Annotated in this window: 27 protein-coding genes; 15 read left to right on the top strand and 12 right to left on the bottom strand. The window is 42.9% G+C overall.

Annotated features, from left to right (window positions below; all coding sequences use genetic code 11):
* Positions 1-4 precede the first annotated feature (4 nt).
* A complete protein-coding gene (locus tag NL626_RS00355; protein WP_253656881.1) occupies positions 5-667 on the top strand; it encodes a DUF2987 domain-containing protein in 663 nt (220 codons plus the stop codon).
* Between the two features lie 198 nt (positions 668-865).
* Complete coding sequence (gene ttcA / locus NL626_RS00350; RefSeq protein ID WP_005377502.1) at positions 866-1,759, top strand: tRNA 2-thiocytidine(32) synthetase TtcA; 894 nt, start codon at positions 866-868, stop codon at positions 1,757-1,759.
* 139 nt (positions 1,760-1,898) lie between these two features.
* Here ttcA and uspE read toward each other — a convergent pair whose 3' ends face one another.
* The 10 genes from uspE to ccoN all read right to left on the bottom strand — a co-directional run bounded on the left by uspE (position 1,899) and on the right by ccoN (position 10,900).
* Positions 1,899-2,846, bottom strand: a complete 948-nt coding sequence (gene uspE, locus NL626_RS00345) for a universal stress protein UspE (RefSeq protein WP_033905303.1) — start codon at positions 2,844-2,846, stop codon at positions 1,899-1,901.
* Positions 2,847-3,026: 180 nt separating this feature from the next.
* The gene (locus NL626_RS00340) at positions 3,027-3,773 is read right to left on the bottom strand and encodes an FNR family transcription factor (protein ID WP_005377497.1); all 747 of its coding nucleotides are present in this window, start codon (positions 3,771-3,773) and stop codon (positions 3,027-3,029) included.
* Positions 3,774-3,863: 90 nt separating this feature from the next.
* On the bottom strand, positions 3,864-4,544 hold the full coding sequence (locus NL626_RS00335) for a sulfite exporter TauE/SafE family protein (protein ID WP_213867286.1): 681 nt from the start codon (positions 4,542-4,544) through the stop codon (positions 3,864-3,866).
* A gap of 8 nt (positions 4,545-4,552) precedes the next feature.
* A complete protein-coding gene (gene ccoS, locus NL626_RS00330; protein ID WP_005377493.1) occupies positions 4,553-4,717 on the bottom strand; it encodes a cbb3-type cytochrome oxidase assembly protein CcoS in 165 nt (54 codons plus the stop codon).
* Positions 4,718-4,732: 15 nt separating this feature from the next.
* The gene (locus NL626_RS00325; RefSeq protein ID WP_253656880.1) at positions 4,733-7,096 is read right to left on the bottom strand and encodes a heavy metal translocating P-type ATPase metal-binding domain-containing protein; all 2,364 of its coding nucleotides are present in this window, start codon (positions 7,094-7,096) and stop codon (positions 4,733-4,735) included.
* 4 nt (positions 7,097-7,100) lie between these two features.
* Entirely contained in the window at positions 7,101-7,577 is a 477-nt protein-coding gene (locus NL626_RS00320) for a FixH family protein (RefSeq protein WP_005377489.1), read from the bottom strand.
* A 105-nt stretch (positions 7,578-7,682) separates the two neighbouring features.
* Complete coding sequence (gene ccoP, locus NL626_RS00315) at positions 7,683-8,657, bottom strand: cytochrome-c oxidase, cbb3-type subunit III (protein WP_005377487.1); 975 nt, start codon at positions 8,655-8,657, stop codon at positions 7,683-7,685.
* Positions 8,657-8,830, bottom strand: coding sequence for a CcoQ/FixQ family Cbb3-type cytochrome c oxidase assembly chaperone (locus NL626_RS00310; protein ID WP_005377485.1), 174 nt, complete (start codon positions 8,828-8,830; stop codon positions 8,657-8,659). The genes ccoP and NL626_RS00310 overlap by 1 nt, the downstream gene beginning before the upstream one ends.
* Before the next feature lie 9 nt (positions 8,831-8,839).
* On the bottom strand, positions 8,840-9,460 hold the full coding sequence (gene ccoO / locus NL626_RS00305) for a cytochrome-c oxidase, cbb3-type subunit II (protein ID WP_005377475.1): 621 nt from the start codon (positions 9,458-9,460) through the stop codon (positions 8,840-8,842).
* 12 nt (positions 9,461-9,472) lie between these two features.
* The gene (gene ccoN / locus NL626_RS00300) at positions 9,473-10,900 is read right to left on the bottom strand and encodes a cytochrome-c oxidase, cbb3-type subunit I (protein WP_005396488.1); all 1,428 of its coding nucleotides are present in this window, start codon (positions 10,898-10,900) and stop codon (positions 9,473-9,475) included.
* 257 nt (positions 10,901-11,157) lie between these two features.
* Between ccoN and NL626_RS00295 the strand changes: the two genes are divergently transcribed.
* From NL626_RS00295 to NL626_RS00285, 3 genes are all read left to right on the top strand, one after another.
* Positions 11,158-11,514 (top strand): hypothetical protein, encoded by a 357-nt coding sequence (locus tag NL626_RS00295; RefSeq protein ID WP_005377473.1) that lies wholly within the window; start codon positions 11,158-11,160, stop codon positions 11,512-11,514.
* Between the two features lie 113 nt (positions 11,515-11,627).
* Positions 11,628-12,809, top strand: coding sequence for an FIST signal transduction protein (locus tag NL626_RS00290; RefSeq protein WP_005377472.1), 1,182 nt, complete (start codon positions 11,628-11,630; stop codon positions 12,807-12,809).
* Positions 12,799-14,520 (top strand): ATP-binding protein, encoded by a 1,722-nt coding sequence (locus NL626_RS00285; RefSeq protein ID WP_005377471.1) that lies wholly within the window; start codon positions 12,799-12,801, stop codon positions 14,518-14,520. Before NL626_RS00290 ends, NL626_RS00285 begins: the two co-directional genes overlap by 11 nt.
* Positions 14,521-14,693: 173 nt before the next feature.
* On the opposite strand, the gene NL626_RS00280 is transcribed toward NL626_RS00285, so the two are convergent.
* Entirely contained in the window at positions 14,694-15,062 is a 369-nt protein-coding gene (locus tag NL626_RS00280) for a DUF3693 domain-containing protein (protein ID WP_253656879.1), read from the bottom strand.
* Between the two features lie 184 nt (positions 15,063-15,246).
* On the opposite strand from NL626_RS00280, the gene NL626_RS00275 reads away from it, so the two are divergent.
* The 8 genes from NL626_RS00275 (at position 15,247) to NL626_RS00240 (ending at position 22,975) form a co-directional block, all read left to right on the top strand.
* On the top strand, positions 15,247-15,552 hold the full coding sequence (locus NL626_RS00275) for a hypothetical protein (protein WP_213901214.1): 306 nt from the start codon (positions 15,247-15,249) through the stop codon (positions 15,550-15,552).
* On the top strand, positions 15,552-17,582 hold the full coding sequence (locus tag NL626_RS00270; RefSeq protein WP_253656878.1) for a replication endonuclease: 2,031 nt from the start codon (positions 15,552-15,554) through the stop codon (positions 17,580-17,582). Before NL626_RS00275 ends, NL626_RS00270 begins: the two co-directional genes overlap by 1 nt.
* A gap of 83 nt (positions 17,583-17,665) precedes the next feature.
* Positions 17,666-17,971: a hypothetical protein gene (locus NL626_RS00265; RefSeq protein WP_005389159.1), complete on the top strand. Its 306-nt coding sequence runs from the start codon at positions 17,666-17,668 to the stop codon at positions 17,969-17,971.
* Positions 17,972-18,240: 269 nt separating this feature from the next.
* Positions 18,241-18,504, top strand: a complete 264-nt coding sequence (locus NL626_RS00260) for a major coat protein (RefSeq protein ID WP_213901216.1) — start codon at positions 18,241-18,243, stop codon at positions 18,502-18,504.
* Between the two features lie 109 nt (positions 18,505-18,613).
* Positions 18,614-20,173: a methyl-accepting chemotaxis protein gene (locus NL626_RS00255; protein WP_253656877.1), complete on the top strand. Its 1,560-nt coding sequence runs from the start codon at positions 18,614-18,616 to the stop codon at positions 20,171-20,173.
* Entirely contained in the window at positions 20,173-20,532 is a 360-nt protein-coding gene (locus NL626_RS00250) for a DUF5455 family protein (protein WP_025501660.1), read from the top strand. Before NL626_RS00255 ends, NL626_RS00250 begins: the two co-directional genes overlap by 1 nt.
* Complete coding sequence (locus NL626_RS00245) at positions 20,532-21,605, top strand: zonular occludens toxin domain-containing protein (RefSeq protein WP_064369883.1); 1,074 nt, start codon at positions 20,532-20,534, stop codon at positions 21,603-21,605. The genes NL626_RS00250 and NL626_RS00245 overlap by 1 nt, the downstream gene beginning before the upstream one ends.
* Before the next feature lie 17 nt (positions 21,606-21,622).
* On the top strand, positions 21,623-22,975 hold the full coding sequence (locus tag NL626_RS00240; protein WP_213886749.1) for a secretin N-terminal domain-containing protein: 1,353 nt from the start codon (positions 21,623-21,625) through the stop codon (positions 22,973-22,975).
* 40 nt (positions 22,976-23,015) lie between these two features.
* Here the strand turns inward: NL626_RS00240 and NL626_RS00235 are convergent, their stop codons facing one another.
* Entirely contained in the window at positions 23,016-23,642 is a 627-nt protein-coding gene (locus tag NL626_RS00235) for a DUF2726 domain-containing protein (protein ID WP_253656876.1), read from the bottom strand.
* 282 nt (positions 23,643-23,924) lie between these two features.
* Here NL626_RS00235 and NL626_RS00230 point away from each other — a divergent pair, with 282 nt between their 5' ends.
* Both NL626_RS00230 and NL626_RS00225 read left to right on the top strand, forming a co-directional pair.
* Entirely contained in the window at positions 23,925-25,070 is a 1,146-nt protein-coding gene (locus NL626_RS00230) for an ATP/GTP-binding protein (RefSeq protein ID WP_253656875.1), read from the top strand.
* Positions 25,063-25,800, top strand: a complete 738-nt coding sequence (locus tag NL626_RS00225) for a hypothetical protein (protein ID WP_253656874.1) — start codon at positions 25,063-25,065, stop codon at positions 25,798-25,800. Before NL626_RS00230 ends, NL626_RS00225 begins: the two co-directional genes overlap by 8 nt.
* Positions 25,801-25,828 lie beyond the last annotated feature (28 nt).

The raw sequence follows: 25,828 nt of genomic DNA, 5'->3' as shown, positions 1-25,828 counted from the left end.
TAAAATGAAAAAGTTAAGCCTAAGTCTATTGGGAAGTGCGGCGCTAATTCTTGTATCGCCGATAACCCAAGCTCAAGAGTACATGTTCACGTACTCAAAGTTATACACTCAACTAAAAAACAACAATAAAGAAGGGCATGACGATGTGAAAGTTGGTGTCTTTTTTGTGGACGCAAAAACTAAACAAATTTGTACGATAGAAAAAGCTTGGATGGAAAAAGAAGAGCACTATGAAGAGTTTGTTATCCCTGCTTCACAAGAGTTGCCTTTACCAGTTGATAAAAACTTAAAGTCAGCAAATCCGTTGGTTTTTGTCGATACCCCAAAAGATACACGTTGCGATTACTCACTTGTCGTGATGACCAAAGAACCATTACAGGGTAACGTTTCTTACGAGCAAATTAAGCCTCTTCTACCTCAAATGCAGACGATGCTGGAAGATTTAGGCGGTATGTTTGCGGGTTGGTTTACACCGGAAGTTCAAGGTGTGACGATGGAGTTTGCAAATCAACTGAATGATAAAGTGATTTTCTCAAACGGAACCGAAAAGCCAATTGTCAATGGCAAGATACAAGTCGCACTAAGTGAAATAGGGCAAGGTGGCACAATGACACTACCAGAACCGACGATGCGAGTGTTACCTTATCTACCTAACGCAAAGAAATGAACACTGAACGTTTAGAAAGGGCTGCAATCGCAGCTCTTTTTTAATTTTGACCGTAACTAAAGTATCTTTCACACTCTTTTCTTAAAGACTCAATAAGACAAGCATTTAATCCTGCGTAAAAAGCTCGTATAATCCACGCCCCAAAGAAACCCATGTTAGGAAGTCCTAGTCGATTTATCGGCGATGTGAGAGCCCGCAATGAACCAAATAGATACAAGAAAAGAAACCCTAGAATTCAACAAGCTTCAGAAACGCCTAAGAAGACATGTTGGAAATGCCATTACTGATTACAACATGATCGAAGAAGGCGATGTTGTAATGGCATGTATTAGCGGTGGTAAAGATTCATTCGCGATGCTTGATATCCTGCTGAATCTTCAAAAAGCCGCACCGATAAAATTTGAAGTGGTTGCGGTAAACCTAGACCAAAAACAACCGGGTTTCCCTGAGCACATTCTGCCAGAGTATTTCGAAACACTGAATATCCCTTACTATATCGTCGATAAGGACACGTATTCCGTCGTAAAAGAGAAGGTACCAGAAGGCAAAACCACTTGTGGTCTGTGTTCACGCCTGCGACGTGGTACGCTGTATTCATTTGCAGAGAAGATTGGTGCAACTAAGCTTGCGCTAGGTCATCACATGGATGACATCGTCGAAACAATGTTCTTGAACATGTTCCACGGCTCTCGCCTTAAAGCGATGCCACCAAAGCTACGCTCTGATGATGGCCGTAACGTGGTCATTCGTCCATTGACTTACTGTCGTGAAAAAGATCTGATCAAATACGCTGAGCACAAGGATTTCCCAATTATTCCTTGTAACCTTTGTGGCTCTCAAGAGAACCTTCAGCGTCAATCTATAAAAGCAATGTTGATTGAATGGGATAAGAAGACGCCAGGGCGTGTGGAAGCGATTTTTAAATCAATTCAAAACGTAAGCCCAAGCCAACTAGCAGACCGGGAATTGTTCGACTTTGTTAACTTACCGCTAGATCGTGAAGGTAACCGCGAAGAGTATGAATTTAATGAGGCTGTCGTTTCTTCGACGAATATTGATGAATCAATGTTCATCGATGTTACGAACATCTAACCCGTAAAAAAGGAGGTCAATTAGACCTCCTTTTTTGTACCCAACGCTTTAACTGTTCCCAAAAAAAATCCCCCTGTATTCGGGGGATTTATTAGCGCTTATTTGAAAGCGCTCAATACATAGCAATACTAAGGAGAGATTAGGTTGCTGTATTTGGATCGAGAGGACTAATGTAGCCTTTTGGTTTTAGAGCCAACACGTCGCAATTTATTTTATCAATTACGTGCTCCGCTGTATTACCAATAAAGACAGCAGAAAGCCCAGTTCGCCCTGTAGTACCTAAAATAACCATTGCAGCATTCAAGCGCTCTGCAGCTGACGGAATGACATCTTCAGGTAAACCTTGCTCAACTATCGTTTGTTCTTCATCAAGACCATGTTTTTGGCGTAGTGCTTTCATAGCCGTTAAATGATGACCTCGCACTGCATCGGTATAAGTCGTTGGGTCAAATTCAGGAAGTTCAATCGTAATGTTCGCCGGTGTAACGGGGTAGGCGTTAACAAGATATGGCTTGGCCTCAAGCCGAGTGGTGATTTCTTTTAATCGCTCGACCATCGTATCGTTGAGATCAATATGAGTCGGGTTTTCTGAGCCCACATGTACTGAGGCAAGGATACTTGCTTGTTCCGGCCAAGCAGCATTCTTGATAAGAAGCACTGGAATAGGGCATTTTCGCAACAAGTGCCAATCTGTCGGTGTGAAAATGACAGACTCTAAAACATCATGCTTACGTGTGCCTTTGATGACTAGGTCATGATTGCCTGCATAGACTTCAGCAATAATCGCCTCATAAGGGCGGTTGTGCCAGACAACACAAACATCAAAGTCGAAGCCATCGTTTAGGTATGGTTGAGCAATTTTACGCATCCACTGCTCACGCTGATGAATGACACCTCGACGCATAGCATCTCTTTCATCCACTGATAGCATTGACGTCATGTCATACGAGAAATCGTAAATGGATAAAAAGAAAGTGATTCGGCTTCTAGATACACTTTTCTGAGCTAATTGAACAGCTCTTGCAAGTGCGGGCTGCTCATCATTATTGATGTCAGCTACAACAAGGATCTTACTGTATATACTCATAACTAAGCCCACTTCTATTGCAAAACCAGATACTGAATGTAAATTAAATCAGTATTTTGGAGTACTCACCGTACATTTTTACTGTAGCTTAGTTTGGAGAACTTTTTGAGGACTTTCGAAAGGAATTTATGAGAAATATGATGTAGCTCATTTTCGAGCCACATCAATAATTAGGGTGTATTATTCTTTAGTTACACCAGCAAGTTCCATCAATGCATCGTGGTCTAAGATAGTGATATATTTACCTTTTACGCTTAGGATCTCAGATTTCTGGAAACGACCTAACAAACGACTGATCGTTTCAACTGTAAGACCAAGGTAGTTGCCAATATCACCACGAGTCATAGTTAAACGAAACTCTCTAGGGCTGAAGCCACGCTGAGAAAAACGCGTTGATAGGTTGTAAAGGAAAGCAGCTAGTCGCTCTTCTGCATTCTTTTTAGAAAGAAGCAAAATCATTTCCTGATCACCTTTAATTTCGTTACTCATCAAACGCATGATTTGCTGGCGAAGCTTAGGCATCTTACCCGATAGATCGTCTAGAATTTCGTATGGGATTTCACATACCATCGACGTTTCGAGTGCTTGAGCAAAGCTAGGGTGGGAGTCACCAGTGATAGCATCGAAACCGACTAAGTCTCCAGCTAAGTGAAACGCTGTGATTTGCTCATCACCTTGCTCTGTGATCGTATAGCTCTTGATGGTACCAGAGCGGATAGCGTATAGCGATTTTAGCTCATCACCGGCCTTAAAAAGCTCTTGTCCTTTTTGAATAGGCTTCTTACGTTCGATGATTTGGTCAAGCTGGTCAAGTTCTGCCTCATTTAGAGTGAACGGGATACACAGTTGACTAATGCTACAATCTTGGCAATGAATGGCGCAACCGCCTGATTGGATACGCTTTGTTGCAGGTTTTTCAGAAATCATAACAACCTTTCACTATTTGATATACATCAATATTTTAGCATCGCTTAATCCTAAAGGGTAGCAAAAATGTCACCTCAATAGAGTTTAACGTTATATGAAACCGAGTAACGCTAAGGCTCCTACAGCGGTATACGTACCATAGCCAATAAGGATTAATGCTGAAATATTTCTAAATATTAATGATTTTTGTAATTTCTGAAAATGATTGGCACCGTATCCAATAATAAGCATTGCAGGTAGCGTTCCGAGCCCAAACGCAAGCATAATTAGGCCGCCGTTCATCGCACTACCAGAAACCGCCGACCAAGTAAGCGCTGAATAAACTAAGCCACATGGTAACCAACCCCAAATAAAGCCAAATGGCAACGCGTTAAGAGGATGCTTTAGTGGCAACAGATTCTTCCCTGCCGGCGAGATAAAGCGCCAGATATACTGCCCTAGCTTTTCTATTAAAAGTAAGCCTTGCCACCATTTAGCAATATACAGCGCGACCAGGATCATGAATAACGCAGCAATCAGCCTTAACCAAGCAAGAGAGTGCGTTAACCCACTAAGCTCAGATAAACCTGATATAGCACCACCCACTAATGCACCTATTAAGGTATAACTGATCAATCGTCCGAGGTTGTAGAAGAGGGGGATAAGAGGGGTAGTTTTATTTTTAGCAGAAGAGCCCATGGTAAGCAGAGACGCGATACCACCACACATACCCATACAATGACCGGCTCCTACTAAGCCGATCATCAACGCACCGATAAAATCAGGAGTCATAAAGGTCGCTACTTTTTATCACTATTAGATTGGTCTTCTTCGTCGAGAAGAATGTTGTGCCCTTGCCGTTCAAGATCTTCAAACTGATCGCTTCTTACCGCCCAAAGAAAAACGGCGACAGCAACACAAACGAGAACGATAGCGATGGGAATCAATATATAAAGACTTTCCATGTTTGCTTTCTCTACTTATTTCTCTTTGAGCAGGCGCAAAGAGTTAGATACAACGATAATTGAGCTTGCAGACATGCCAACTACTGCAATGTAGGGAGCCACTAAACCTGCGACCGCCAAAGGCAAAATTAACAGGTTGTAACCCAAAGACCAAGCCAAGTTTTCTCGAATAATCTTTCTTGTACGCAGTGCAAGCAAACGTGCCTCTAGTAGCTTTTCGAGATTATCCCCAAGTAACGTCATATCTGCAGAAGCTTTAGCGACATCTGTACCACCGCCCATTGCGACAGAAAGGTGAGCTCCGGCGAGAGTCGGCGCGTCATTGATTCCATCACCAACCATCATAGTGATACTGTTTTCGTCCAAGCTCTTAAGGTATGCAAGCTTATCTTCTGGCTTTGCTGACGCGACGATGTGATCGATACCAATTTCATTCGCCACTGGTTGGGCGTTTGAGAGAGAATCACCAGTTAGCAGGGTTGTCTTAATTCCAGCGTCAGCAAAACGTTGAATAAAGGCTTTGCTTTCTTTTCGGATAGGGTCGCGGTAGTAAAAGCTAGCGACATGCTTGCCATCAACCGACAGATAGACCGCCTGGCTTTCACCACTTTCTTTGCCTTGAACAAAAGCAGCACTACCTATCTTAACGATTTTGCCATTCCACATACCCTCAATCCCTGAACCAATCACGTTTTGCACGTCAGACACGATAAAGTCATCATTGGTGTAAGTTGCAAAAGAACGAGCGATAGGGTGGTTTGCATGAGCCTCTAAAGCTGCAGCTAGTGATAGACAATCTTTCTGTGGGAGATCACTAAGTACCTTTGTTTCACAGATCTCAATATCACCTTTCGTTAGAGTGCCTGTTTTATCTACAACTAAGTGGTTGATCTTACATAGTGTCTCAAACACATGGCCTTTACGAAGCAAAATGCCAAAATTACCCATTCTAGAGGTAGCACAAGTGAGAGCGGTCGGAGTGGCCAGAGATAGCGCACATGGGCATGTAGCGACTAACACAGACAGCATGATCCAAAACGCATCATCTGGTTTTGTTTGATGCCAGTAAAACCAAGTACCAGCAGAGATGATAAGAATCACACCAACAAAGTAACGGGCGACAATGTCTGCAATTTCCGCAATTTTAGGTTTGGAGTGTTGAGCTTCATCTTGTAAACGCACGATGTTAGAAATCATTGAATCGGCCTTTGAGCTTACTACCTCAAGTTCAAATGATTCGTCTCCGTTTAGCGTTCCTGCATAAACAATATCGCCTTCTCGTTTCACAACGTGCACTGACTCACCCGTTAGCATGGATTCATCAATATGAATACGGCCTGAAATAACTTTACCGTCAGCGGGGATATGTTCACCAGGTAGAACGCGAATACGATCGCCAACTTTTAGCGTCTTCACGGGTATCTGATCACCGTCCAGCGTTGTAGCAATTGCAGGAATCAACTTAAGAAGGTTACCACTCGCTGCAGCAGCTTTGCGACGAGCGCGCATCTCTAAGAATCGACCTACTAACAAAAAGAAGGTAAACATCGAGATAGATTCAAAGAAGACTTCGCCTTGTTCAGTTACTGTTGCAACTAAACTTGAAACATAGGCAAAGATCAACGCGATAGAAACCGGGACATCCATACCAAGGGTTCGGCCTTTGATACTGCGCCATGCGTTTAAGTAAAATGGAAGAGCGGAATAAAGCAAAACAGGAGTAGCAAAAATCAAACTTACCCAACGAAAGTAACTTTTAAACTCTGGCTCTAAATCACCAAAGACTTCGAGATACAGTGCAACGGCGAGCATCATGACCTGCATGGTTGCTAAACCTGCAATACCTAGCCGATATAGATATTGCTTCATCATTCGATGGTAAGAGGCTTCTTGCTTATCTGCTTCAAAAGGTGCAGCTTTGTAACCAAGTTTATGAATAACGGAAAGGAGCTCGCTTAACCGTACCTGAGTTTTATCCCAGGCTAGTAACGCTCGATTGGTGGTTGTATTAACACGGATAGATACCAACCCGGCCGTATTAGAAACTTGCTTTTCGATTAACCACGCACAAGCGGCACATGAAACGCCTTCCAAAGAAAGGGTTACTTCAGAAACATTTTCGCGATTTCGTACGAATTCAGATTGTACATCCGCATTGTCATAATGAATTAAAGCTTGGAGTTGCTCTGGTACTAGATCTGCCTTTTCTGCAGGCGCAGTGCGGTATTGGTAATATGATACAAGACCACTATCGACAATAGTCTGCGCCACAGTTTCGCAGCCCGGACAACACATGTCGCGAATTTCACCCAATATTTCTACTTTGAAATCCGTGTTGGCTGGTACATCTTCACCGCAGTGATAACAGGATTTACACATATGCTTACTTCATTAACGGTGTTGAAGAGGCAGGAAACTCAACTTTACCTTGGATCATCCATTGCTTGTCGTGTGGTTGTAGTTCAACAAACCATGGTCCTTGAATAGATTCCTCAGCTTTTAGTCGGTAATTACCAGATGCATCCGCTGTTACAAGCTTTGTGAAGTCACGATCAGGAAGAGTACGATGAGTGAAAGTGGCCGTTAGAGCAGGGTAATGAGGTAGCTTCCCTTTAGCGAAAACAATCACAACATTGTTATTTTCAGAGGAAATCTCAGCGTTAAGACCTAGGTCACGAGCGACATTCATTTTACTAATGTCGATATTAATGCCTTTGCCTTTTTTATAGTAATCCTCGGCGACTAAAGAAACAGAGTTGTTCGAGAAAACGACCACAGTAATCACAGTCCAAACTACGACAGTAAGAGGAAGGATGATTAGGAACCACGGCCAAAATTGTTTATACCAAGGCTTTACCATAAAAAAGTTCTCAACAGCTAAATGAAAAAATGTAAGGCGTTAAATTTAAAGGAAAGACAGCCCCTATGAAAGGGGCTGTTATTGCTATGTTACGTAATATCTCAGTTACTTACTCTCTGAGTTACTTAAACTCCAGACATATGAGGCAACGAGCTGAACTTTATCTTCACCCAAAATGTCTTTCCACGCAGGCATTACGCCTGAGCGTCCGTTCATTACGGTTTCTGTTACAGCTGCACGAGAGTCACCAAATAACCAGTCTTGGTCTGTAAGGTCAGGCGCACCGACTGCAGGGTTACCCTTACCATCGGTACCATGACAAGCAGCACACACTACGAAGCGAGCTTTACCTGCCGCGGCTTCACGAGCATTTACTTTACGACCAGATAGACTAAGTGTGTAACTTACAACTTCTTGAACACCTTGCTCACCAAGGGCATCTTTCCATGCTGGCATTTGACCAATACGGCCGTGCATGATGGTTGTAACGATCGCTGCTGGCTCGCCACCATATAGCCATGCATCATCAGTCAGGTTAGGGAAGCCTTTCTGACCACGTGCATCAGAGCCATGGCATTGAGAACAGTTTTGCAAAAACAAACGCTGACCAACTTTTAATGCTTCAGGATCTTGCGCAATTTCAGGAATTGGGCGTAGACCACTGTCATTGTGCGCAAGTTTACGGAATGCTTCGCCGAAGTAAGCGTCGGCATCATCCAGTTCTTTTGCATATTGGTTCAGTTGCTTGTTCTCTTGTGCTGCAGCGATGGCTTCTTTTGACTCTTCTAGTGAGCGAACGGTTTGAGCCGAACTCTGCCAGTTTAAAAAGCCCTTGAAGCTACCTAGACCTGGGAATAGGGCAAGGTAAACTGCTGCGAACACAAATGTGCTTACAAACAGGTAAGTCCACCACTTTGGTAGAGGGTTGTTTAGCTCGCGAATACCATCGTACTCGTGGCCCATGTCTTCCCCTTCCTCGACGCCCATTTTATCTTTAGCGCACCAAGTCAGGAGAATCGCACAGCCTACTAGCGTACCGACAGTAATCACGATAATCCAGAGACTCCAGAATGTAGTCATTACTTCTTCACTCCTTGGTTATTAGGGGTCTTTTGTTCTTCGTCAGCAAACACCAAGTTGGCATCTTCTTCAAAGCGTGCTTTACGCTTTTTACTAAATGCCCACCATACGATGCCAATAAAACTAGCGAAGAGTACAACGGTATAAATACTATGAATTGTACCGAAATCCATATGATCCCCTTACTTCATTGCATGACCAAGAGACTGAAGGTAAGCGATGATTGCATCCATCTCTGTTTTACCTTCTACTTCTTTAGCCGAATTCGCGATCTCTTCATCAGTGTATGGAACGCCGAACTGATCACGAAATAGCTCAAGTTTCTTCTGAGTTAGCTTACCGTCTAAAACGTTTTCAGCTAGCCACGGGAAACCTGGCATGTTTGACTCAGGTACAAGCTCACGAGGATCTAACAGGTGAACACGGTGCCATTCGTCAGAATAACGACCACCAACACGAGCTAAATCCGGGCCTGTACGCTTAGAGCCCCAAAGGAATGGGTGTTCCCAAACACTCTCACCAGCAACAGAGTAGTGACCGTAACGTTCAGTCTCTGAGCGGAAAGGACGAACCATCTGGCTGTGACAGACGTTACAACCTTCACGGATGTAGATATCACGGCCTTCCATCTCCAAAGGAGTGTAAGCGCGCAGATTTTCTACAGGTTCAGTCGTTTGCTTTTGGAAAATCAGAGGAGTGATCTCTACAAGAGCACCCCAACTGATAGCAAACACGATAAAAATAGCCAACAAACCGACATTACGTTCTAAGATTTCATGGCGATTATTAGAATTATTACTCATTCTTAAATCTCCTTATGCCGGATGTGGGATAGCTTTTAGGCTTTCTTTAGGTGCACTTACCGTTTTGTACGTGTTGTATGCCATTAGGAACATACCTGATAGGAAGATAAATCCGCCTAGGAAACGTACAAAGTAGAACGGATAAGACGCTTCTACAGACTCAACAAAGCTGTAAGTTAGCGTACCGTCAGAGTTAACCGCGCGCCACATAAGACCTTGCATTACACCAGAGATCCACATCGCAACGATGTAAAGAACGGTACCGATTGTTGCTAGCCAGAAATGCACATTAACTAGACCAACAGAGTACATACGCTCTTGGCCAAATAGGCGAGGTACCAAGTGATATACAGAGCCGATAGAGACCATCGCAACCCAACCTAACGCACCAGAGTGAACGTGACCAATGGTCCAGTCTGTGTAGTGAGAAAGTGCGTTAACCGTCTTAATCGACATCATCGGGCCTTCAAAGGTAGACATACCGTAGAACGACAGTGAAACGATTAGGAAACGTAGGATAGGGTCATAACGAAGCTTATGCCATGCACCAGATAACGTCATAATACCGTTGATCATACCACCCCAAGAAGGAGCAAATAGAACCAGCGACATAACCATACCTAGAGACTGAGTCCAGTCTGGTAGCGCTGTATAATGAAGGTGGTGAGGGCCTGCCCAAATATATAGAGAAATAAGTGCCCAGAAGTGAACGATAGATAGACGGTAAGAATAAACAGGACGTTCAGCTTGTTTAGGAACGAAGTAGTACATCATACCTAGGAAACCAGCGGTCAGTAGGAAACCTACCGCATTGTGTCCATACCACCATTGAACCATCGCATCCACTGCGCCCGAGTAAATCGAGTAAGATTTACCAAGTGACACAGGAATAGCCATGCTGTTCACGATGTGAAGTACTGCTACTGTGATAATAAAGGCACCGAAGAACCAGTTTGCCACATAAATATGTGACGTGTTTCGCTTCACTAGTGTGCCGAAGAACACCACCGCATATGATACCCATACTAGCGCAATTGCGATATCAATAGGCCATTCTAGCTCAGCATACTCTTTACCCGATGTTAAACCGAGAGGCAAAGTAATGGCTGCTGCCAGGATGATTGCTTGCCAACCCCAAAAGGTGAAGGCAACGAGTGGGCCACCAAAAAGACGTGTTTGACATGTGCGCTGTACAACATAATAAGACGTTGCGAACAGAGCACTGGTACCAAACGCAAAAATTACCGCATTAGTATGCAGTGGACGTAAGCGACTGTACGTCAACCACGGCGTATCAAAGTTTAGCTGTGGCCAAACTAATTGAGCGGCAATCAAAACACCAACAGCCATACCAACTATGCCCCATAAAATGGTCACAAGGGTAAATTGGCGAACGACTGTATAGTTGTAGTTTTGTTCAAGCTGCTTTACTTGGCTCATTTGCATGCTTCCAATTTCTAATTAACTACACTTTTACTTCCAACACGACTTGCGTCGTAACACCACCCAAGTAAACTCTAGAATTCAAGTGTTATCATCACCTTATTTCCATTGCTGACTTTAATAAAAAGTGGCATTTTCAGCGTGACACTATACTTGAATTAACAATTCAATGACAGGGTAGTAACCTTACTGGACCTCTGGAAATCATTTTTTATTTAAAAAGTTTGAAGTTTGTAACAAGGATATTAGTAATTATGCCTGCACAAAAGTTAACAAAGGCGCGACTTGCACAAATCTTAATCATGCTCAGTGTTTTAATAGGCGCATTTTTCTGGCGTACCTTTACACACGAGAGTGTTAATAGCGTTGACTGTTCACAAAAAGAACGATGCGATGTAACAATTGAAGGAGAAATAATCACGATTAATCGTGACTCAATGGGAATTTCGCTCGAAACGACAGAAAGTAGCACTCTAAAAATTGATCTAAATCAATCTGGTAATTTTATCAATCTCAACGAGAAGCATAAGTCAGTAGAATGGGACATCATGCCTGAATCGAAAAAAATCACCTTTAAAAAAGGTGAAAACATTGTTGTAGTTCAATTATAAATACGATCTATCACGAGATAATCGTAACTTATTAATGAAATTAACACCTTCTTACCTAGAGAAAATTGGTTGGAATGGTATAACAGCAGAGTGATATCCAATTATAAAATCGTATGCATTGCCAATCAGTTTTTACTCATATTAAAGATGAAGACTCAGCGATAAAAACGCTCAGATCCGAATTGACACAACAGAACTTGTCTTACGTGATGTGTTACTACACGGAAGAATACAATTTCGAGTTGATTCGAGAAGCGTTTCTTGCGCATTTTCCTGGTGTGCCTTTTCATGGCGCCAGTTCATGTCAAGCCGTAATGACAGATCAGGGCTTTCATACAGGCCCAGTAATTGCGGCACTTGCTGTTTATGATACAGGTCCTCATGCTTATGGTACTGGTATTTCTAATCACAACTCAGGTGACAGCGTCACCAAGGCTTTGGATATGGCCCTTGAGAATGCAAACCGTGTAGGAGAGGTACCAAACTTAATTCTACTTCATGCTACACCAGGGCAAGAGGAATCAATCATTGCGTCTATAGATGAAAGATTTGGAACTCTAATTCCAATTATTGGTGGTTCGGCCGCTGATAATAACATCGCTGGGAAATGGTCTGTGATAACCGCCCAAGGCTCTCAAACTTCAGGTTTAAGCTTAACTCTCTTTTACTCCTCTCAACCTGTTGATATCGCTTTTAGCGCTGGACACACACCAACTAATATCAAAGGTGTTGCAACCAAGACCAACGATAGATGCTTACTTGAAATTGATAACGAACCTGCGCTCAATGTTTATAGAAGGTGGACAAATCACCAGGATAACCAAGTAGGTAAAGATAATATGCTGTTTACAAACTCGAGTGCTTATCCATTAGGGCGGATCGCAGGTCATCTCTATGATCGCCCATATTACAAGTTATCCCATCCGATCCGTGAGACGCAAGATGGTGGAATCGAGTTATTTACACGAATAGAAGAGGGTGACGAGCTCACATTAATGAAAGGAAGTCGTGAGCATCTCGTTGCGCGCGCTGCAAAAGTCGTCAATGCCGCTTTTAACCAAAAATTAGAAGAGTCTCGAAAAATTGGAGTGATAAATATCTTTTGCGCAGGTCCCATGTTGCACTTAATGCAAGACATGAATAGCGTTTGTGAACAAATTAACCAAGAACTAGAGCATTTGCCTTTTATTTGCCCTTTTACTTTCGGCGAGCAAGGTAGATTTATTGGTGGTGAGAATGGACATGGAAACCTGATGATTTCATCGGCTATATTCCATAAACCTTATGAAAGATAAATACTTAGACATATATCAACAGGAAGCGCTTCAAGAAGCGTTAGTTGAGCTAAAGCAGGCTAGACAAAGAGAACGACTACTCGCCGATGAAAACAAGGCCATTCTTTCCGCGATATCTGCGATGAGTGAGGCAAAGAATCGGCATGAGATATTTACGGGATTAAACAATGTCCTCAAAAAGTACATCAACTTCGATGATTTTATTGTACTGACTCGTGATGGTGAACGATATCCCTTCAAGACATTGATATCAACTAATAGCGTATTTGATAATGTATCCTGGTTACACGGTAACACCTATCAAAGAGCTCTCAATGGTGAATGCATTCTACTGTTCGAGCCAGATAAACTCGCTGAGTTTGTTAACTTAAACAGCTTTATAAAAAGCCATGTAAACTCGGTCGTTTTAACTGGTATACGTTCAGAAGTAACGCAAACCGTAATCCTACTTATTGGAGCTCAGAAAGGGCACTTTAGCATAGAGAATAAGGAAACCTTGAGGCGGTTTCGTCCCTTAATTGAAAGGGCGGTCATTGATATCGAGACCAAAGAGAAGTTACAACGTATCGTTGAAGTAAGAACAACTCAGCTCGCTAAAGCAAGAGAAGAAGCAGAGCTTGCGAACCGGTCTAAGTCGGAGTTCTTAGCGATGATGAGTCATGAAATAAGAACCCCTTTAAATTCCGTTCTTGGAATGCTAGATATACTGAAGCAATCAACCTTGTCAGAAGAACAAATTGATGCTTTGAGCCAAATGGAGTGCTCTGCAGAGTTACTTCTCGCGATAATCAGTGACATTCTTGATCTTTCTAAAATCGAGTCAGGTCGCTTTCAGCTCAATGAACAATGGATTAACTTAAGAGACACTGTCACTTTTGTTATTTCTCAGCAAAAACAAATAGCTAAGAAGAAAAATCTTAAATTCAAGCTCAACTGTACTGTCACTAATGACAAACAATTTTGGATTGACTCCACGCGGTTATCTCAAATTCTGTTTAATCTAATAGGGAATGCAATAAAGTTTACAGACGAAGGTGAAGTAAAAGTTTCTGTATCTGAGCAAGATGCTGAACTTGTGATCTCAATATCTGACACTGGAATTGGTATATCTAAAGCAAAGCAAGAGCACTTGTTTACGGCATTTCATCAAGGAGACCGTTCCATCACGAGACGCTTCGGTGGTACAGGACTGGGGCTCGCAATAACCAAGCATTTAGTCGAAATGATGCGTGGAAAGATTGCCGTTAAAAGTGATGAGCATGTTGGTTCAACCTTTACGATTTCGATTCCAGTTTTGACTCGTTGTAATCAAAATCGTCCAGTTAGAATCGAAACCAATCAACCGACAAAAGCAATGGAGCTTCTCGTCGTAGAAGATACTGAATCGAATCAGTTCGTAATAAAGCTTATCTTAAATAAGCTTGGCCATAATGTTCATATCGCAAGCCATGGAGCAGAGGCATTAACATTTTTAGAAGAGAATGAGGATTTAATCGATTTGATTCTCATGGATGTCTCGATGCCAGTGATGGATGGAATTACCGCAACAAGACTTATTCGAGATAAAGGTCTCAGGACCCCAATTATAGCGTTAACTGCACATGCGCTAGAAAGCGATAGAGATAAATGCCTGGATGCCGGTATGGACGGATTCATTTCCAAGCCAGTTAGAAGACAAGATATCTTTGAAGCTATACAGTCATTTCAATAAGTAAAAAGGCGTTAATATAGATCTTAACAATCGATAGATTATTAAGATCTATATTAAGTATTTTATGGTAAATAACGATTATGTTTAATGCTCACAGTAAGGCTCTTAAATTTAAAATCTGCAAGGGAATAGGAGCATACTCAGACAACATTTAGCGTACAGCAATACGCAATTTAACATAACACATATAATGCGCACTGCAATAGTGATTCCTGTGGACTTGCAATCACTAAAGCCAATCCGGTACAAACCATTGAAATGCTTGATAATCCAAGTCCGTTATACTTTTTTGCAATGCTTTCCCACATGCTTTTTATCGCTGGATTTTCATTGCGATCAGCGTGACATCCTAGTAACGCGATCTCAGGGTCTATACCTGCACCGTGTGCGAGAAAAACTGCTTCTTCATCAGTAAGTTGTCTAACACCTTTGCGAATTTTACTAATCTTCGGCGGGTCTAGATTCAAATCGTGCGCAACCTGCTTATCTTGTACGTAGTTTTTCGCCTTTTTGTAGGCGTTAATTAGTTCAGCTGTGTACATAAGAACCTCCATTTCTTCTCATTGTAGCCACAAAGTTGCCATAAATCGCATCTTGCAGTTGCCATTCTTCGCAACTAGGATTGCCATAAATCGCAATTAAGACCGCCTAGCTCTGGGCGTTTGCCCTTGACGCTTTCGCGCTTGGCTTTGGCGGTCGCTCTCTCAACTAGTCAAGGTGGTTGTTATGGTCGTATTAGAAACTGAAGTTCAAAACGTCAACGTTAAAACGTTAACGCTCCGTCATTTCGCAGTGTCTCACGTTCCGGCTTTCAAGCTCTGTTACATCACTACAACTGACATCTTTGAAGAAGTCGTTGTTCCTTTCAATCACTTTGGCTACTGCATTAGCACGTTTGAAAACACTCAAGAGTCCTTTGGTTATCTCTCGGTTGGTGATTACGAGTTTCGTTTTGAATCTGACGAACATGAAGTTTTATGTCGTTTCTTAGGTATGGCACCTTCAAAAGCGACTGCTTTAGAGGCTCAATAATGCGTGAACTTGTTATTGATTTAGCGTCCGGCAAACAAGAATGGATTGATTTTGTTCCTGTCCATTCTTGGGCTTCATGTGAGCACATTCCTGACAACTTATTCGACCACCGTTTTGATTACGTCGACCACAGATTCACAACGCCTGAGGATTTCATTCCGTCGGCAGTGAAATTGGCAATGAGTGCGCCAATCTACTCACACGACCTGTCAGATTTTATTGAGCGCCCTACTTCTAACCCTTGTTTGAACTTGCCTAAATCATTACACCGTAACGGCGACTTCGCTCGACACATGACACGCGCTTACACCGACATTCTGAAAACACGCAACGCTTTGGAAGCCGTTCGCGCAGTTAACGAGGCTCACGACCGTTTGACTGAGCACGGCTACAGCTACGCGATGTCAGATGAGCAAATTACCAATCTAGCTAAGCGCAAATCACGCGACTTTTCTCGCGTATTAAGTGCGATTCCGCTTGAAGAATCACAAGCGCGTTTTGATAAAGCGTGTCAGCTTCTTGATTCATTAGGCTTGGCATTCTCACCTGAGCAAATTCAATACGCAGAAAACAACTGTGAACTTTTCGCATTGGTGAACCGTGCTCTTGATGAGCATTGGCTTGTTCGTCAACTGCGCCGTAAATGTGCTTACGAGGTTGAATGTGTTGCGCGTGATTTAGCGCTTGTTCAACGCCGTAAGCAAGTTTACTGCTCGGATTTTTCTCTAAGCCGTCAACGTGATCGCAATACGTCTAACCGCATCGCGCTAGAAAACACGATTGCTTACGATGAGTCTGACCCGTCTAACTACTTCACACTCAGTGAGTTATCCGCTAAGTCGGTTTCTAACGCTGAGATTCGCCGCGCAGAAATGTTCGTTCGTCTGCGTGGCTTTGAGGAAATCGCTCAAGAATCGAATCACGATGCGGTGTTCTTCACGGTAACGGCTCCGTCTCGTTTTCACTCTGTTTCTAAGGGTGACATCAACCCGAAATGGCTTGAGGCTGGCAAGCCTGATGCGAAAGCGGCTCACGCTTACCTTATGGGCGTTTGGGCGAATCTTCGCAAGTCGATTGATAAAAGCAAAATCAAGGTTTACGGGATGCGCATTGTCGAGCCTCACCAAGACGGCACACCGCATCACCACTTGTTGCTTTTCATGGAAAAATCCGCACGCAAGTTCGTGACGTCTGAGTTTCGTCGTCTCGCTATGGCTGACTCGCCAAACGAAAAAGGCGCAAAGAAAGCCCGTTTCAAAGCGGAAGTTATCGACTGGTCGCAAGGTTCAGCCGTTGGTTATGTCGCTAAGTACCTGAGTAAAAACATCGACGGTCAGCACATTGATTCTGACAAAGGTTCGTCTTTGTCTGGCTCGGATGCGGCGGAACGTGTCGTGACTTGGGCGCGTGTGAATCAAATTCGACAATTTCAATTTATTGGTGGTCCATCTGTCACGGTATGGCGTGAGCTTCGTCGTCTTCGTGATGAATTCAAAGAGGACGATGCTTTGTTTACAGATTTATCTCAAGACGAACACTTTCTATTAGAAAAGGTTCGCCGCTCTGCTGATGAGGGCGACTGGAAAGCGTTTTGTTACGCAATGGGCGGTGTGTTCGTTAAGCGCAAAGACCAACCAGTAAAAGCGGAATACTCCGTTTCAACTTCTATAGAAAAACTGATTGCTTCGGGCGGTGAATACTCATCGACTCGATACGGCGATATGGCTCAAGCGCGTTTGAATGGCTTGATGTTCCATAAGATTTTTATCGCGACTCGCTTCCGTACTTGGAAGACCGAGAACAAAGAGCAATTCATCCGTGCTCAACAAGGCATCATGTCTAACGTGGTCGATTACTTTGACGCGCTAGAACGTGAAAAAGAATACGAGCGTATGTATGACAACCTTTACGAACAATACGAAAAGCACCTAGCGCTCTATGACGAAATGGAAGCGCTGTTGCTCACCGACCCTCAGGAAATTAATGCGTCGTGTTGGGTGGGCGCAGCCCCGCCCGACATGATGCATTAATTTCCCTTGGACTTGTGTCAATAACTGTCATTTCAATTTTCAACTAACCAACAACGTAAAAATAAGGGCAAAACACTATGAGAATGGAAGGTTTAATTCTAGATGTTTCGGACATCGTTCAAGAAACCAAAACAGACCGTAACGGCGAACAAAAGCAAAACGGCAAGCTGCGTCTCATCACGACCAATCCAACGGACACTATTGAAGTGCGTGTTTCTCCTGAGCTTTGGGAAAACGGCAAGGCTGGCGAACTGCTCAAGCGTTGTGTGGGTAATCGCATGATGTTTGATGTGGAACACAAGAAATTCAGCTTTGGTAACGATGAGGGTAAACACGTCTCTATCGACGGTTTCCACCTCTACGCCCTACCTCAATTAAACGAAAAGTAAGGGCTAAGTCATGACCGAGACGCAATTTGCAGAGCTAATGGCTCGACTCGATAACTTTCAGTTGATGGTGTTCTTAGGCATTTGCTTCTTGTTAGTTGCGCTCGGTTGGATGGTCGGAGGGCAACGATAAATGCTGTCAATAGAGTTCATGCTCGGCTGTTTTGGGGCAGCATTTATCCTTGGCTTCTCGATTGGTTTCCACATTCTTGGATTCAAGAAAGCGGCTGAGGTTTCAACTTCTTCATAAACAACACATAGGAAATAAGACTATGGAAAAGCAAAGCAAAGTACGCGCAGCAATGGCTAAGTCTGGCGCAGTAGTAACAACAAAACGTGCGACATTTGGTGGTGCACTTCTCATGGCTGCATCTGGTGCACATGCAGCATTGCCAGATCAGGCAGCGCAAGCATTCGCTGATTTAAGCACGTACGTTACTGACATGCTCGCCTCTACTTGGACAATCGCTGTTCCACTAACGGTTGGCTTCATCGGCATCAAGCTATTCAAGAAAGGTGCAAACAAAGCAACGTAATTCTAACGATTGTTTTATACACCACCCCCACGGCTTTGTGAGTGGCATCAATACTCACTAATCAACGGATAAGGGGGCTAATGCTCCCTTTTTTTCTTGGTTTTATACAATGAATCACTATCTCCGTTTTTTTATTGCCCTTGTTATTCTGTGTGCTAGTAGTCATACGTATGCTTTAGAAGCACGTATTAGTCATATGCAAATGAGGGGTTGTGGCTCTCAAGGTGATTGGGTTGACCCTTACAAGGTGAATACTTGTTTTTTGGATACTGGATATTTCGACTCATGCACATTTGAGAAGACATCATATGCTAATGCTCGCGATCCCTATCAAACGGTTTGTGATAATGGGCTCGGTCTTTCTTATTCTGAGGTTCGTTGTCCAGAAAATAGCGAATTTGATCCCTCAACCTTACGTTGTAAATCGGTCTGTGAATATGGCGAAAACCCTGACGGTTCTTGTATGGATGCCTGTCAGTTCAAGCAATCCATTGATGACAAACAATCACTTCACTGGTCGGCTTATGTTTATGGTGAGCAAGTTACGGGGGCATGTTATGGCGATTTTGGCGCAACCCGTTGTGAACTTGAGCGTATTCCAAATGACACTACGCTTTGTACCGATGTCGACTCCGGCGAGTTCACTCAAAACACTCGATGCCACGGTAATTTTCAATTCACTGGTAATCAGTGTGAGGGTGGTACGCTGTTTTGGGGTAAAGATGGTCCTGACACTCCTATTATTCCCGATGATCCAATTCACGACCCTGACGACCCAACGAGCGACATCGAAGACCCTAGCGTACTGCCTGACGGCTCAACCAATACGGTTAACCCACCGGACACTGACGCGGAGCCAGAAGTCGAAGACCCTGACACGGATGAATCAACCGATAAGGGCGTTGTCAGTGCGATTAAAGGGCTTAACTCGGATGTGAACAAGGCACTTAACGCACTAAACTCCGACCTCAATCAATCGAGCGCTGATATTCAAAACCAAATCATTGCGCTCAATGCGTCGATGGTGACTAACACCCAAGCGATTCAAAAGCAGCAAATCAACGACAACAAGATTTACGAAAACACTAAGGCGCTGATTCAGCAAGCTAACGGTGACATCACGACGGCGGTCAATCGAAACACCAACTCTGTTGGTGAAGTGGTTAAGGGACTCGATGATTTGCAAACGACTAACGCTGATGGATTTGCAGAGCTATCGGATAAGCTCGACGACCTCAAGCCTTGTGAGCCTACCGAGGAAAACAACTATTGTGAAAACCCTCATGGTTTAGGTTCGGATTATGTCGGTGATGTGCTGACTCAAGCGGATAAAGCCGTGTCCGGTGCGATGAATTCCTACGAAAAGACCGTGACCGATGCGGCGAACGATTTGATTGAGAAGAACCTGACGGCTGAATCTGAGGGGCATATTAATGCTATATCGGATTCGTTTTTGAGTGTGTTACCTAAGCCAACGCCCTGTATGAATCTATCCTTGCCTACGCTTGGCGGTGGTCGCGCTTCTATCTCTTGTGAGTTTTCGCAGAAACTCAAAATGATCATCTCAATTCTGATTTACATCTACACGATTAAGACGCTTGTTGAAATCCTGCTGACTGAGGTCACGCCAGTACCAAGTAACAAGCCAGGTTCGGGGAGATATTACTAATGATTCAGCTATTACCAATTGTCAGCACCATTGGGACTGCGTTGCGCCTCCCTGCTCTGGTTGCCTTTATCTCTCAGATAGCGACCACGTTGTTTGGTTGGTTCTTCATTGCGAAAGCACGAAACGTCACGATTAACTTGGTCATTTTAACGTTGCTAATCGGTTTGACCGTCACCCTCACCTTGGCGATTTACACCCTTGCAATGGGTCTGTCTTATGTTGCACCTCCAATGTGGTCACAAGCGGCGGGTATGTTCATCCCTAATAACGCCGTGCCTTGTGTGAGTGCGATTTACTCTGCGCGTCTGCTGCGTTGGGTGTGGGAGTGGAAGTTCTACGCGATTGTGAGGGCGGCGTAATGGCATCGGTCTACTTTGTCACGGGTAAGCTCGGCTCAGGTAAAACACTAACGGCGGTCGGTAAGATTCGTGAGGCGTTTATGCGCGGTGTGCCTGTGGCGACAAACCTCGATATCAACTTGAAAGAAATGCTTGGACGCAACAAGCGCAATACTCGCCTTTATCGTCTTCCGGACAAGCCTCAGGTAGAAGATTTGATGGTGATTGGCTCAGCAAACAAGAGCTATGACACCAAAAAAGACGGTTTGATTGTGCTCGATGAGTGCGGAACGTGGTTTAACTCGCGCACATGGAACGACAAGAATCGACAAAAGTTAATTGATCACCTTTTGCATATTCGAAAGCTTGGATGGGATGTGATTTTCATCGTTCAAGACATTTCGATTGTTGATAAACAAGCGCGTCTTGCACTGGCTGAGCACACCGTGTTTTGTCGTCGTTTAGACCGTCTTCAAGTCCCTATCCTCTCGACTGCGGTATCTGTTCTGACGCTCGGTCAACTCAAGTTGAAAATGCCCAAGTTGCATGTTGGCATTGTGAAGTATGGTGACAACGCGAACTCGCTCACTGTCGATAAATGGATGCTCTGGGGCACGGACTTATACAGCTCTTACGACACTAAGCAGATGTTTAGAAACAACTATGAGGACGGCGTTTATTCAGTATTGCCGCCCTACTATACCCACGGACGTTACACTGTCCCGTATACGTTGAGAAATATCATGCGCATTACGAAAATCTATCTCCGCAAATACTCTCGATTCAGTGTGTTTGCGGCAGGTGTCGCCGTCTCGTTTGCGGTGTTCACCTTAGTTGGCACGCCGAACATGTCGACGGAACCCGAAACGGCTCAAACGGCGGTGCCTCGCGAGTCATTGAGTGACTTGCTCGACGGCTATCGAATCGAATCGTCAATGAATCCCCCAAACGTAGCCCCGTCTTTTGTGCTGGTTAAGGACGATGTGCGTCTGTCGTCGTCGCAACTATACGCAAAGGGCTTTACGGCTCAATCTAACGGCTCTTGCTCCATTACGGTTAGCGGCAACGGTCAATCATTCAAAGTTATGTGCTAGGGAATAAGGTGCGCTTTATGTCATGGATAATCGCAAAACTCACAGCTTTTCTTTCAGAAATACAAAAAGAATTTTATTGCGCCGGAGGCTCACTGTTTGCGCGCTCATTACTTATCATGCGCTGTGGTAAAGTTGAGAAACAAACAACGGCTTGTTCCAACTTTTCCACATCAAGCATTACCACTTTACTGCTTACGTGCGCCCTGCTCAGCTCGCCTTCTTTTGCCGCAAGCTCTGCGCCTTTTGAGGCAAAGAACACACCGATTGGAGACTTTGCATCGTGGTTCTCGGTTCACACTGGAAACACAGTTGTGCTCGGTCATGGTGTCACTGGTGAGGTCAGCTTTACCGCACCGGATTTGAAAGATGAGGACTATCCTGCCTTTTTCCTTTCGGTGCTTCGTGCGCACGGTTACGAGCTTACGCATGACCACGGCGTTTTTACCATCATTGCTGACGCTAACAAAGTGGAGACGTTCGAACCCTCACAAGTGAAGTTGTACTTCTTTGAGAATGTTCGAAATACCAAGGTCGTTGATTTGATTTCCTCGATGCTTGCTGCAACTCAGAATCAAACACTGAACAACAAAGCGATTAAGAATTACAAGGTTGAGGTGCTACCGACCACAAACAGCATTATCGTGACTGGCTCTGAGAACCAATTGAAGCACATTGATGTGCTCATCAAAGGGATTGATAGACCACAAAAGCAAGTCTTTATCGAGGCGGTGATTACCGAAACTGAGCTCGGCGATTCTCAAGAAATCGGCGTGAATATGGACTTGGCACTGAGTGAGGCTGGCTTTGTTTCGCAGCCTACCGCAATTAAGAAAGCCGTTGATAACCTGTTGTTCTATGAGGGCGGTGATTTCAATGCGCTTATCAAAGCTGTATCAAAGAATCAGAATACCAAGCTCTTATCACGCCCAAACATGTTCATTATGGACAGGGAGCGCGGTTATATCACGGTTGGTCAGAACGTACCGTTCCTCACTTCATCTGAGGTAACTGACGGCGGTAATCGAGTCCAGCAAATTGAGCGTAAGGATGTGGGCGTGTCACTTGAGGTAGTACCGCATGTAATTGGTGATCATGTTGTGTTACAGATAGTGCAAAAATCCGACTCGGTAACGGATTCCTCTATCGCATCCGACATCATCACCAATACGCGAACACTGCAAACCGTGGTCAAGGTCAAAGACCGCCAAACGATCTCTTTAGGTGGGTTGATTTCCCAAGAGCAGCGCGACTCGGTAAGCGGTGTACCTGTCTTGATGGATGTTCCGTTACTTGGTGCGTTATTCCGGTCAGAAAAGACCAATACGGTAGATAAAGAACTTAAAGTAACGATAAGAACCACGATACTTTGAGTTAAAAAGAAAAGCCGAACAATTGCTGTTCGGCTCTGCTTTAGCTGTACTGTAATACGCTCTCCAATTCTCTACACTTTATTATCGTGTCACGCTCTAATACGGTTGCGATATGTGTTTTATCATAAGAGCTTCTAGCTTCAAACCGGAGCAACGGATGGTGTCCGTTAAGTGCATTGTTTACGTATATATCTCGTTCTTGTCTCTTCTTCTGCCTATGAGATGAGTCATCCAGCTCGATGACCGCCAAGACTTTTGTATCTCTATCCGTTATCACGTAGTCCATTCTTTTAGCCCAAGTTCGAGAGTTGTCTTTAAAGTTGGTCGGTTGAACTAACGCCATCAATGAAACTTGACTATGAATCACGTACTCATCAGGTATAAGCTCCTGCAACACTTTATAGAATCTGCGCTCTGTCTTGGTGGCCAAGTATGTACTTTTCTTGTGAGGTACAGAATTATGCTTATTGCCAGTGTTCGGCAAAGGTACTTCGACTATCTTGGGGCTATTTTCTACAGCTTTTGGTTCAAAAGAATGTATGCTTTTCGGTCTTCTAACCGTTGCACCTTGCTCCCATTCGTTAAGCCTACGTTTAGGTTTCTTACCCTTCTTTGTGAATAGATACACAATACACGCTAAGGATATAAGTATCAGTAATTCATGCACTTTCCGTTCCTCACTCATAAAAAAATGAGTGCATGGTAGCATATCAATTTTGTGTGGGTGTTATTGAAATCAGCTTTATGCACTCCTACGTGGATAAGTTCGACAGTCGTTAAAGCTTTCAACTATTTTCTAAGTATCCATTTCGACTGTTAGGCTTAGTTGTAGGTGTCTCACAATGCCATTCTCAGATTTGTAATGCTTATGTCTAATATATGAACATAGAATTGGCAAAACATTTTTGCCGTAGTTTTTTTACGGCAAATGATCGGATGCTGTGGTACTATGACTACAAACAAACAAGGTGAATTGAAGAAAATGTTAGCAGACTTTTATGTAACGAACTTTAGAGGCTTTGGTAATAAACCATTTCATGTTGATCTGATTACTAAAAAAAGCTACGAGTTTAATTCTGATAGAATTGAAGATTCTATGATAAAGCACGCATTAATATATGGAAGAAATGGCAGTGGAAAGTCAAACCTCGGTCTGGCATTACTAGACCTAACCTCTCATATTAATAGCTCAGATATCAATAAATCTCTTCATTCAAATTATTTGAACGCTGATACAAGAAAAGATGATTATGCTTATTTTAAATATAAGTTTCATTTTGGAGATGATGTTGTTGAATATGATTATACAAAGAAAGAAGCAAGTAAGACTCTAACTGAAAATCTCACTATAAATGATAATGTTGTGTTAATGCTCAACAGAAAAGATGAGAAATTTTTTGTTAACCTAGCTGGTGCAGAAAACCTTAGTCGAGATGTGCTCGATACACCTATATCACTCGTTAAGTATGTAAAATCAAGTGCTGTACTTGATCCAAAAAATCATAACGCTAAAGTTTTTAAAAAATTTGTTAACTTTGTTTCTGGAATGGTTTATTTCAGAACTCTAACCGGTAATGCAGATTTCTATGGCCAAGTTTTAGATACTGATCGACTTTCAAAATCAATTATTCAAGCGGACAAGCTATCTGATTTTGAAAAATTTCTCAACAACGCAGGGATAAAGTGTAATCTAACGCTGATTGGTGAAGACAATGAACAGCGCATTGCTTTTAATTTTGCTAATAAGAAAATCCCTTTCTCCATAGCGGCCTCTACAGGAACTATGTCATTAGGTGTATTTTACTATTGGTGGTTAAAGCTAGAGTCAAATAAGCTTACATTTGCATATATTGATGAGTTTGATGCATATTACCATTTCTCTTTGGCTAAATTACTGGTTGAAAAGATCACATCTACTAATTGTCAGTCTTTGATAACTACTCACAACGTTACAGTGATGTCTAATGATCTGTTGAGACCAGATTGTTACTTTGTCATGGCTGATGAGTTGTATCCACTGTACACACTAGTCAATAAAGAACTTCGTAAAGCTCATAATCTAGAGAAGATCTTCAAAGGGCTGGATTATGATTAATGCTAAAAGTCGTATTCTGTGTGTGTTTGAAGGTGCTAAAAGAGAGGTAGGATACTTTCATAGTATGACTTCTCATTTTTTTTCAGAAAGTGACATTGTACATTGTTGCTATGGTAATGACTTATATGAATTAGCAAGGTTATTGACGCGAGATGGTAATGACCCGGATGATTTTGATATTTTTGAAGTCATCAAAGAGCACAATACAGTTAGGGAAAACGAAAAGTTATTTACTAAATATACTAGGGATGACTTTAACCAAGTTTATCTTTTTTTTGACTTCGAGTATCATGATGATAAATACAACGAAGATGATATAAAAAATCTAATTGAAATTTTCAATGAAGAAACTGAAGTCGGAAAGCTATTTATTAGTTATCCCATGGTGGAAGCAATAAGAGATATTCCTTCATATGAGCTTTTTGTTGACTATAGCATAGAATTAGATGAAGCTAAATCTAATGTATATAAGACGTCTTCTTCAGAAAAAATTCAAGACTTTGTTCATGCTAAAAAAATAACTAAAGCCCAATGGAATAGCTTGGTTATGTCAAGTGTATCCAAAGCAAATTATTTAGTAAATGCGGACAAGCACAAGGAAACCATTGTAGAGCAATCTTGTATTCTAAATTCTCAACTTACCTCAATTAATAAGAACAACCGTATTTTTGTGTTAAGTGCATACCCAATGTTTTTACACAATCAGTTTGATATTGAAAATTTTAAATAAATAAAGGCTCATTACGAGCCTTTATTTG

The organism is Vibrio sp. Y58_MX_L22, assembly GCF_024181865.1.
Taxonomy (GTDB): domain Bacteria; phylum Pseudomonadota; class Gammaproteobacteria; order Enterobacterales; family Vibrionaceae; genus Vibrio; species Vibrio alginolyticus.
This window is presented reverse-complemented; position numbering and strand designations above follow the sequence as displayed.

Excerpts from the sequence above, each read along its gene's own strand:
- NL626_RS00320 (WP_005377489.1), bottom strand. The coding sequence starts at position 7,577 with ATGGTAAAGCCTTGGTATAAACAATTTTGGCCGTGGTTCCTAATCATC.
- NL626_RS00270 (WP_253656878.1), top strand. The coding sequence starts at position 15,552 with ATGCGTGAACTTGTTATTGATTTAGCGTCCGGCAAACAAGAATGGATT.
- NL626_RS00275 (WP_213901214.1), top strand. The coding sequence starts at position 15,247 with ATGGTCGTATTAGAAACTGAAGTTCAAAACGTCAACGTTAAAACGTTA.
- NL626_RS00335 (WP_213867286.1), bottom strand. The coding sequence starts at position 4,544 with ATGACTCCTGATTTTATCGGTGCGTTGATGATCGGCTTAGTAGGAGCC.
- ccoO (WP_005377475.1), bottom strand. The coding sequence starts at position 9,460 with ATGAGTAATAATTCTAATAATCGCCATGAAATCTTAGAACGTAATGTC.
- ccoP (WP_005377487.1), bottom strand. The coding sequence starts at position 8,657 with ATGACTACATTCTGGAGTCTCTGGATTATCGTGATTACTGTCGGTACG.
- NL626_RS00230 (WP_253656875.1), top strand. The coding sequence starts at position 23,925 with ATGACTACAAACAAACAAGGTGAATTGAAGAAAATGTTAGCAGACTTT.
- NL626_RS00295 (WP_005377473.1), top strand. The coding sequence starts at position 11,158 with ATGCCTGCACAAAAGTTAACAAAGGCGCGACTTGCACAAATCTTAATC.
- uspE (WP_033905303.1), bottom strand. The coding sequence starts at position 2,846 with ATGAGTATATACAGTAAGATCCTTGTTGTAGCTGACATCAATAATGAT.
- ccoN (WP_005396488.1), bottom strand. The coding sequence starts at position 10,900 with ATGAGCCAAGTAAAGCAGCTTGAACAAAACTACAACTATACAGTCGTT.
- NL626_RS00240 (WP_213886749.1), top strand. The coding sequence starts at position 21,623 with ATGTCATGGATAATCGCAAAACTCACAGCTTTTCTTTCAGAAATACAA.
- NL626_RS00260 (WP_213901216.1), top strand. The coding sequence starts at position 18,241 with ATGGAAAAGCAAAGCAAAGTACGCGCAGCAATGGCTAAGTCTGGCGCA.
- NL626_RS00310 (WP_005377485.1), bottom strand. The coding sequence starts at position 8,830 with ATGGATTTCGGTACAATTCATAGTATTTATACCGTTGTACTCTTCGCT.
- ccoS (WP_005377493.1), bottom strand. The coding sequence starts at position 4,717 with ATGGAAAGTCTTTATATATTGATTCCCATCGCTATCGTTCTCGTTTGT.
- NL626_RS00325 (WP_253656880.1), bottom strand. The coding sequence starts at position 7,096 with ATGTGTAAATCCTGTTATCACTGCGGTGAAGATGTACCAGCCAACACG.
- NL626_RS00285 (WP_005377471.1), top strand. The coding sequence starts at position 12,799 with ATGAAAGATAAATACTTAGACATATATCAACAGGAAGCGCTTCAAGAA.
- NL626_RS00255 (WP_253656877.1), top strand. The coding sequence starts at position 18,614 with ATGAATCACTATCTCCGTTTTTTTATTGCCCTTGTTATTCTGTGTGCT.
- NL626_RS00250 (WP_025501660.1), top strand. The coding sequence starts at position 20,173 with ATGATTCAGCTATTACCAATTGTCAGCACCATTGGGACTGCGTTGCGC.
- NL626_RS00280 (WP_253656879.1), bottom strand. The coding sequence starts at position 15,062 with ATGTACACAGCTGAACTAATTAACGCCTACAAAAAGGCGAAAAACTAC.
- NL626_RS00340 (WP_005377497.1), bottom strand. The coding sequence starts at position 3,773 with ATGATTTCTGAAAAACCTGCAACAAAGCGTATCCAATCAGGCGGTTGC.
- NL626_RS00290 (WP_005377472.1), top strand. The coding sequence starts at position 11,628 with ATGCATTGCCAATCAGTTTTTACTCATATTAAAGATGAAGACTCAGCG.
- NL626_RS00265 (WP_005389159.1), top strand. The coding sequence starts at position 17,666 with ATGGAAGGTTTAATTCTAGATGTTTCGGACATCGTTCAAGAAACCAAA.
- ttcA (WP_005377502.1), top strand. The coding sequence starts at position 866 with ATGAACCAAATAGATACAAGAAAAGAAACCCTAGAATTCAACAAGCTT.
- NL626_RS00245 (WP_064369883.1), top strand. The coding sequence starts at position 20,532 with ATGGCATCGGTCTACTTTGTCACGGGTAAGCTCGGCTCAGGTAAAACA.
- NL626_RS00225 (WP_253656874.1), top strand. The coding sequence starts at position 25,063 with ATGATTAATGCTAAAAGTCGTATTCTGTGTGTGTTTGAAGGTGCTAAA.
- NL626_RS00355 (WP_253656881.1), top strand. The coding sequence starts at position 5 with ATGAAAAAGTTAAGCCTAAGTCTATTGGGAAGTGCGGCGCTAATTCTT.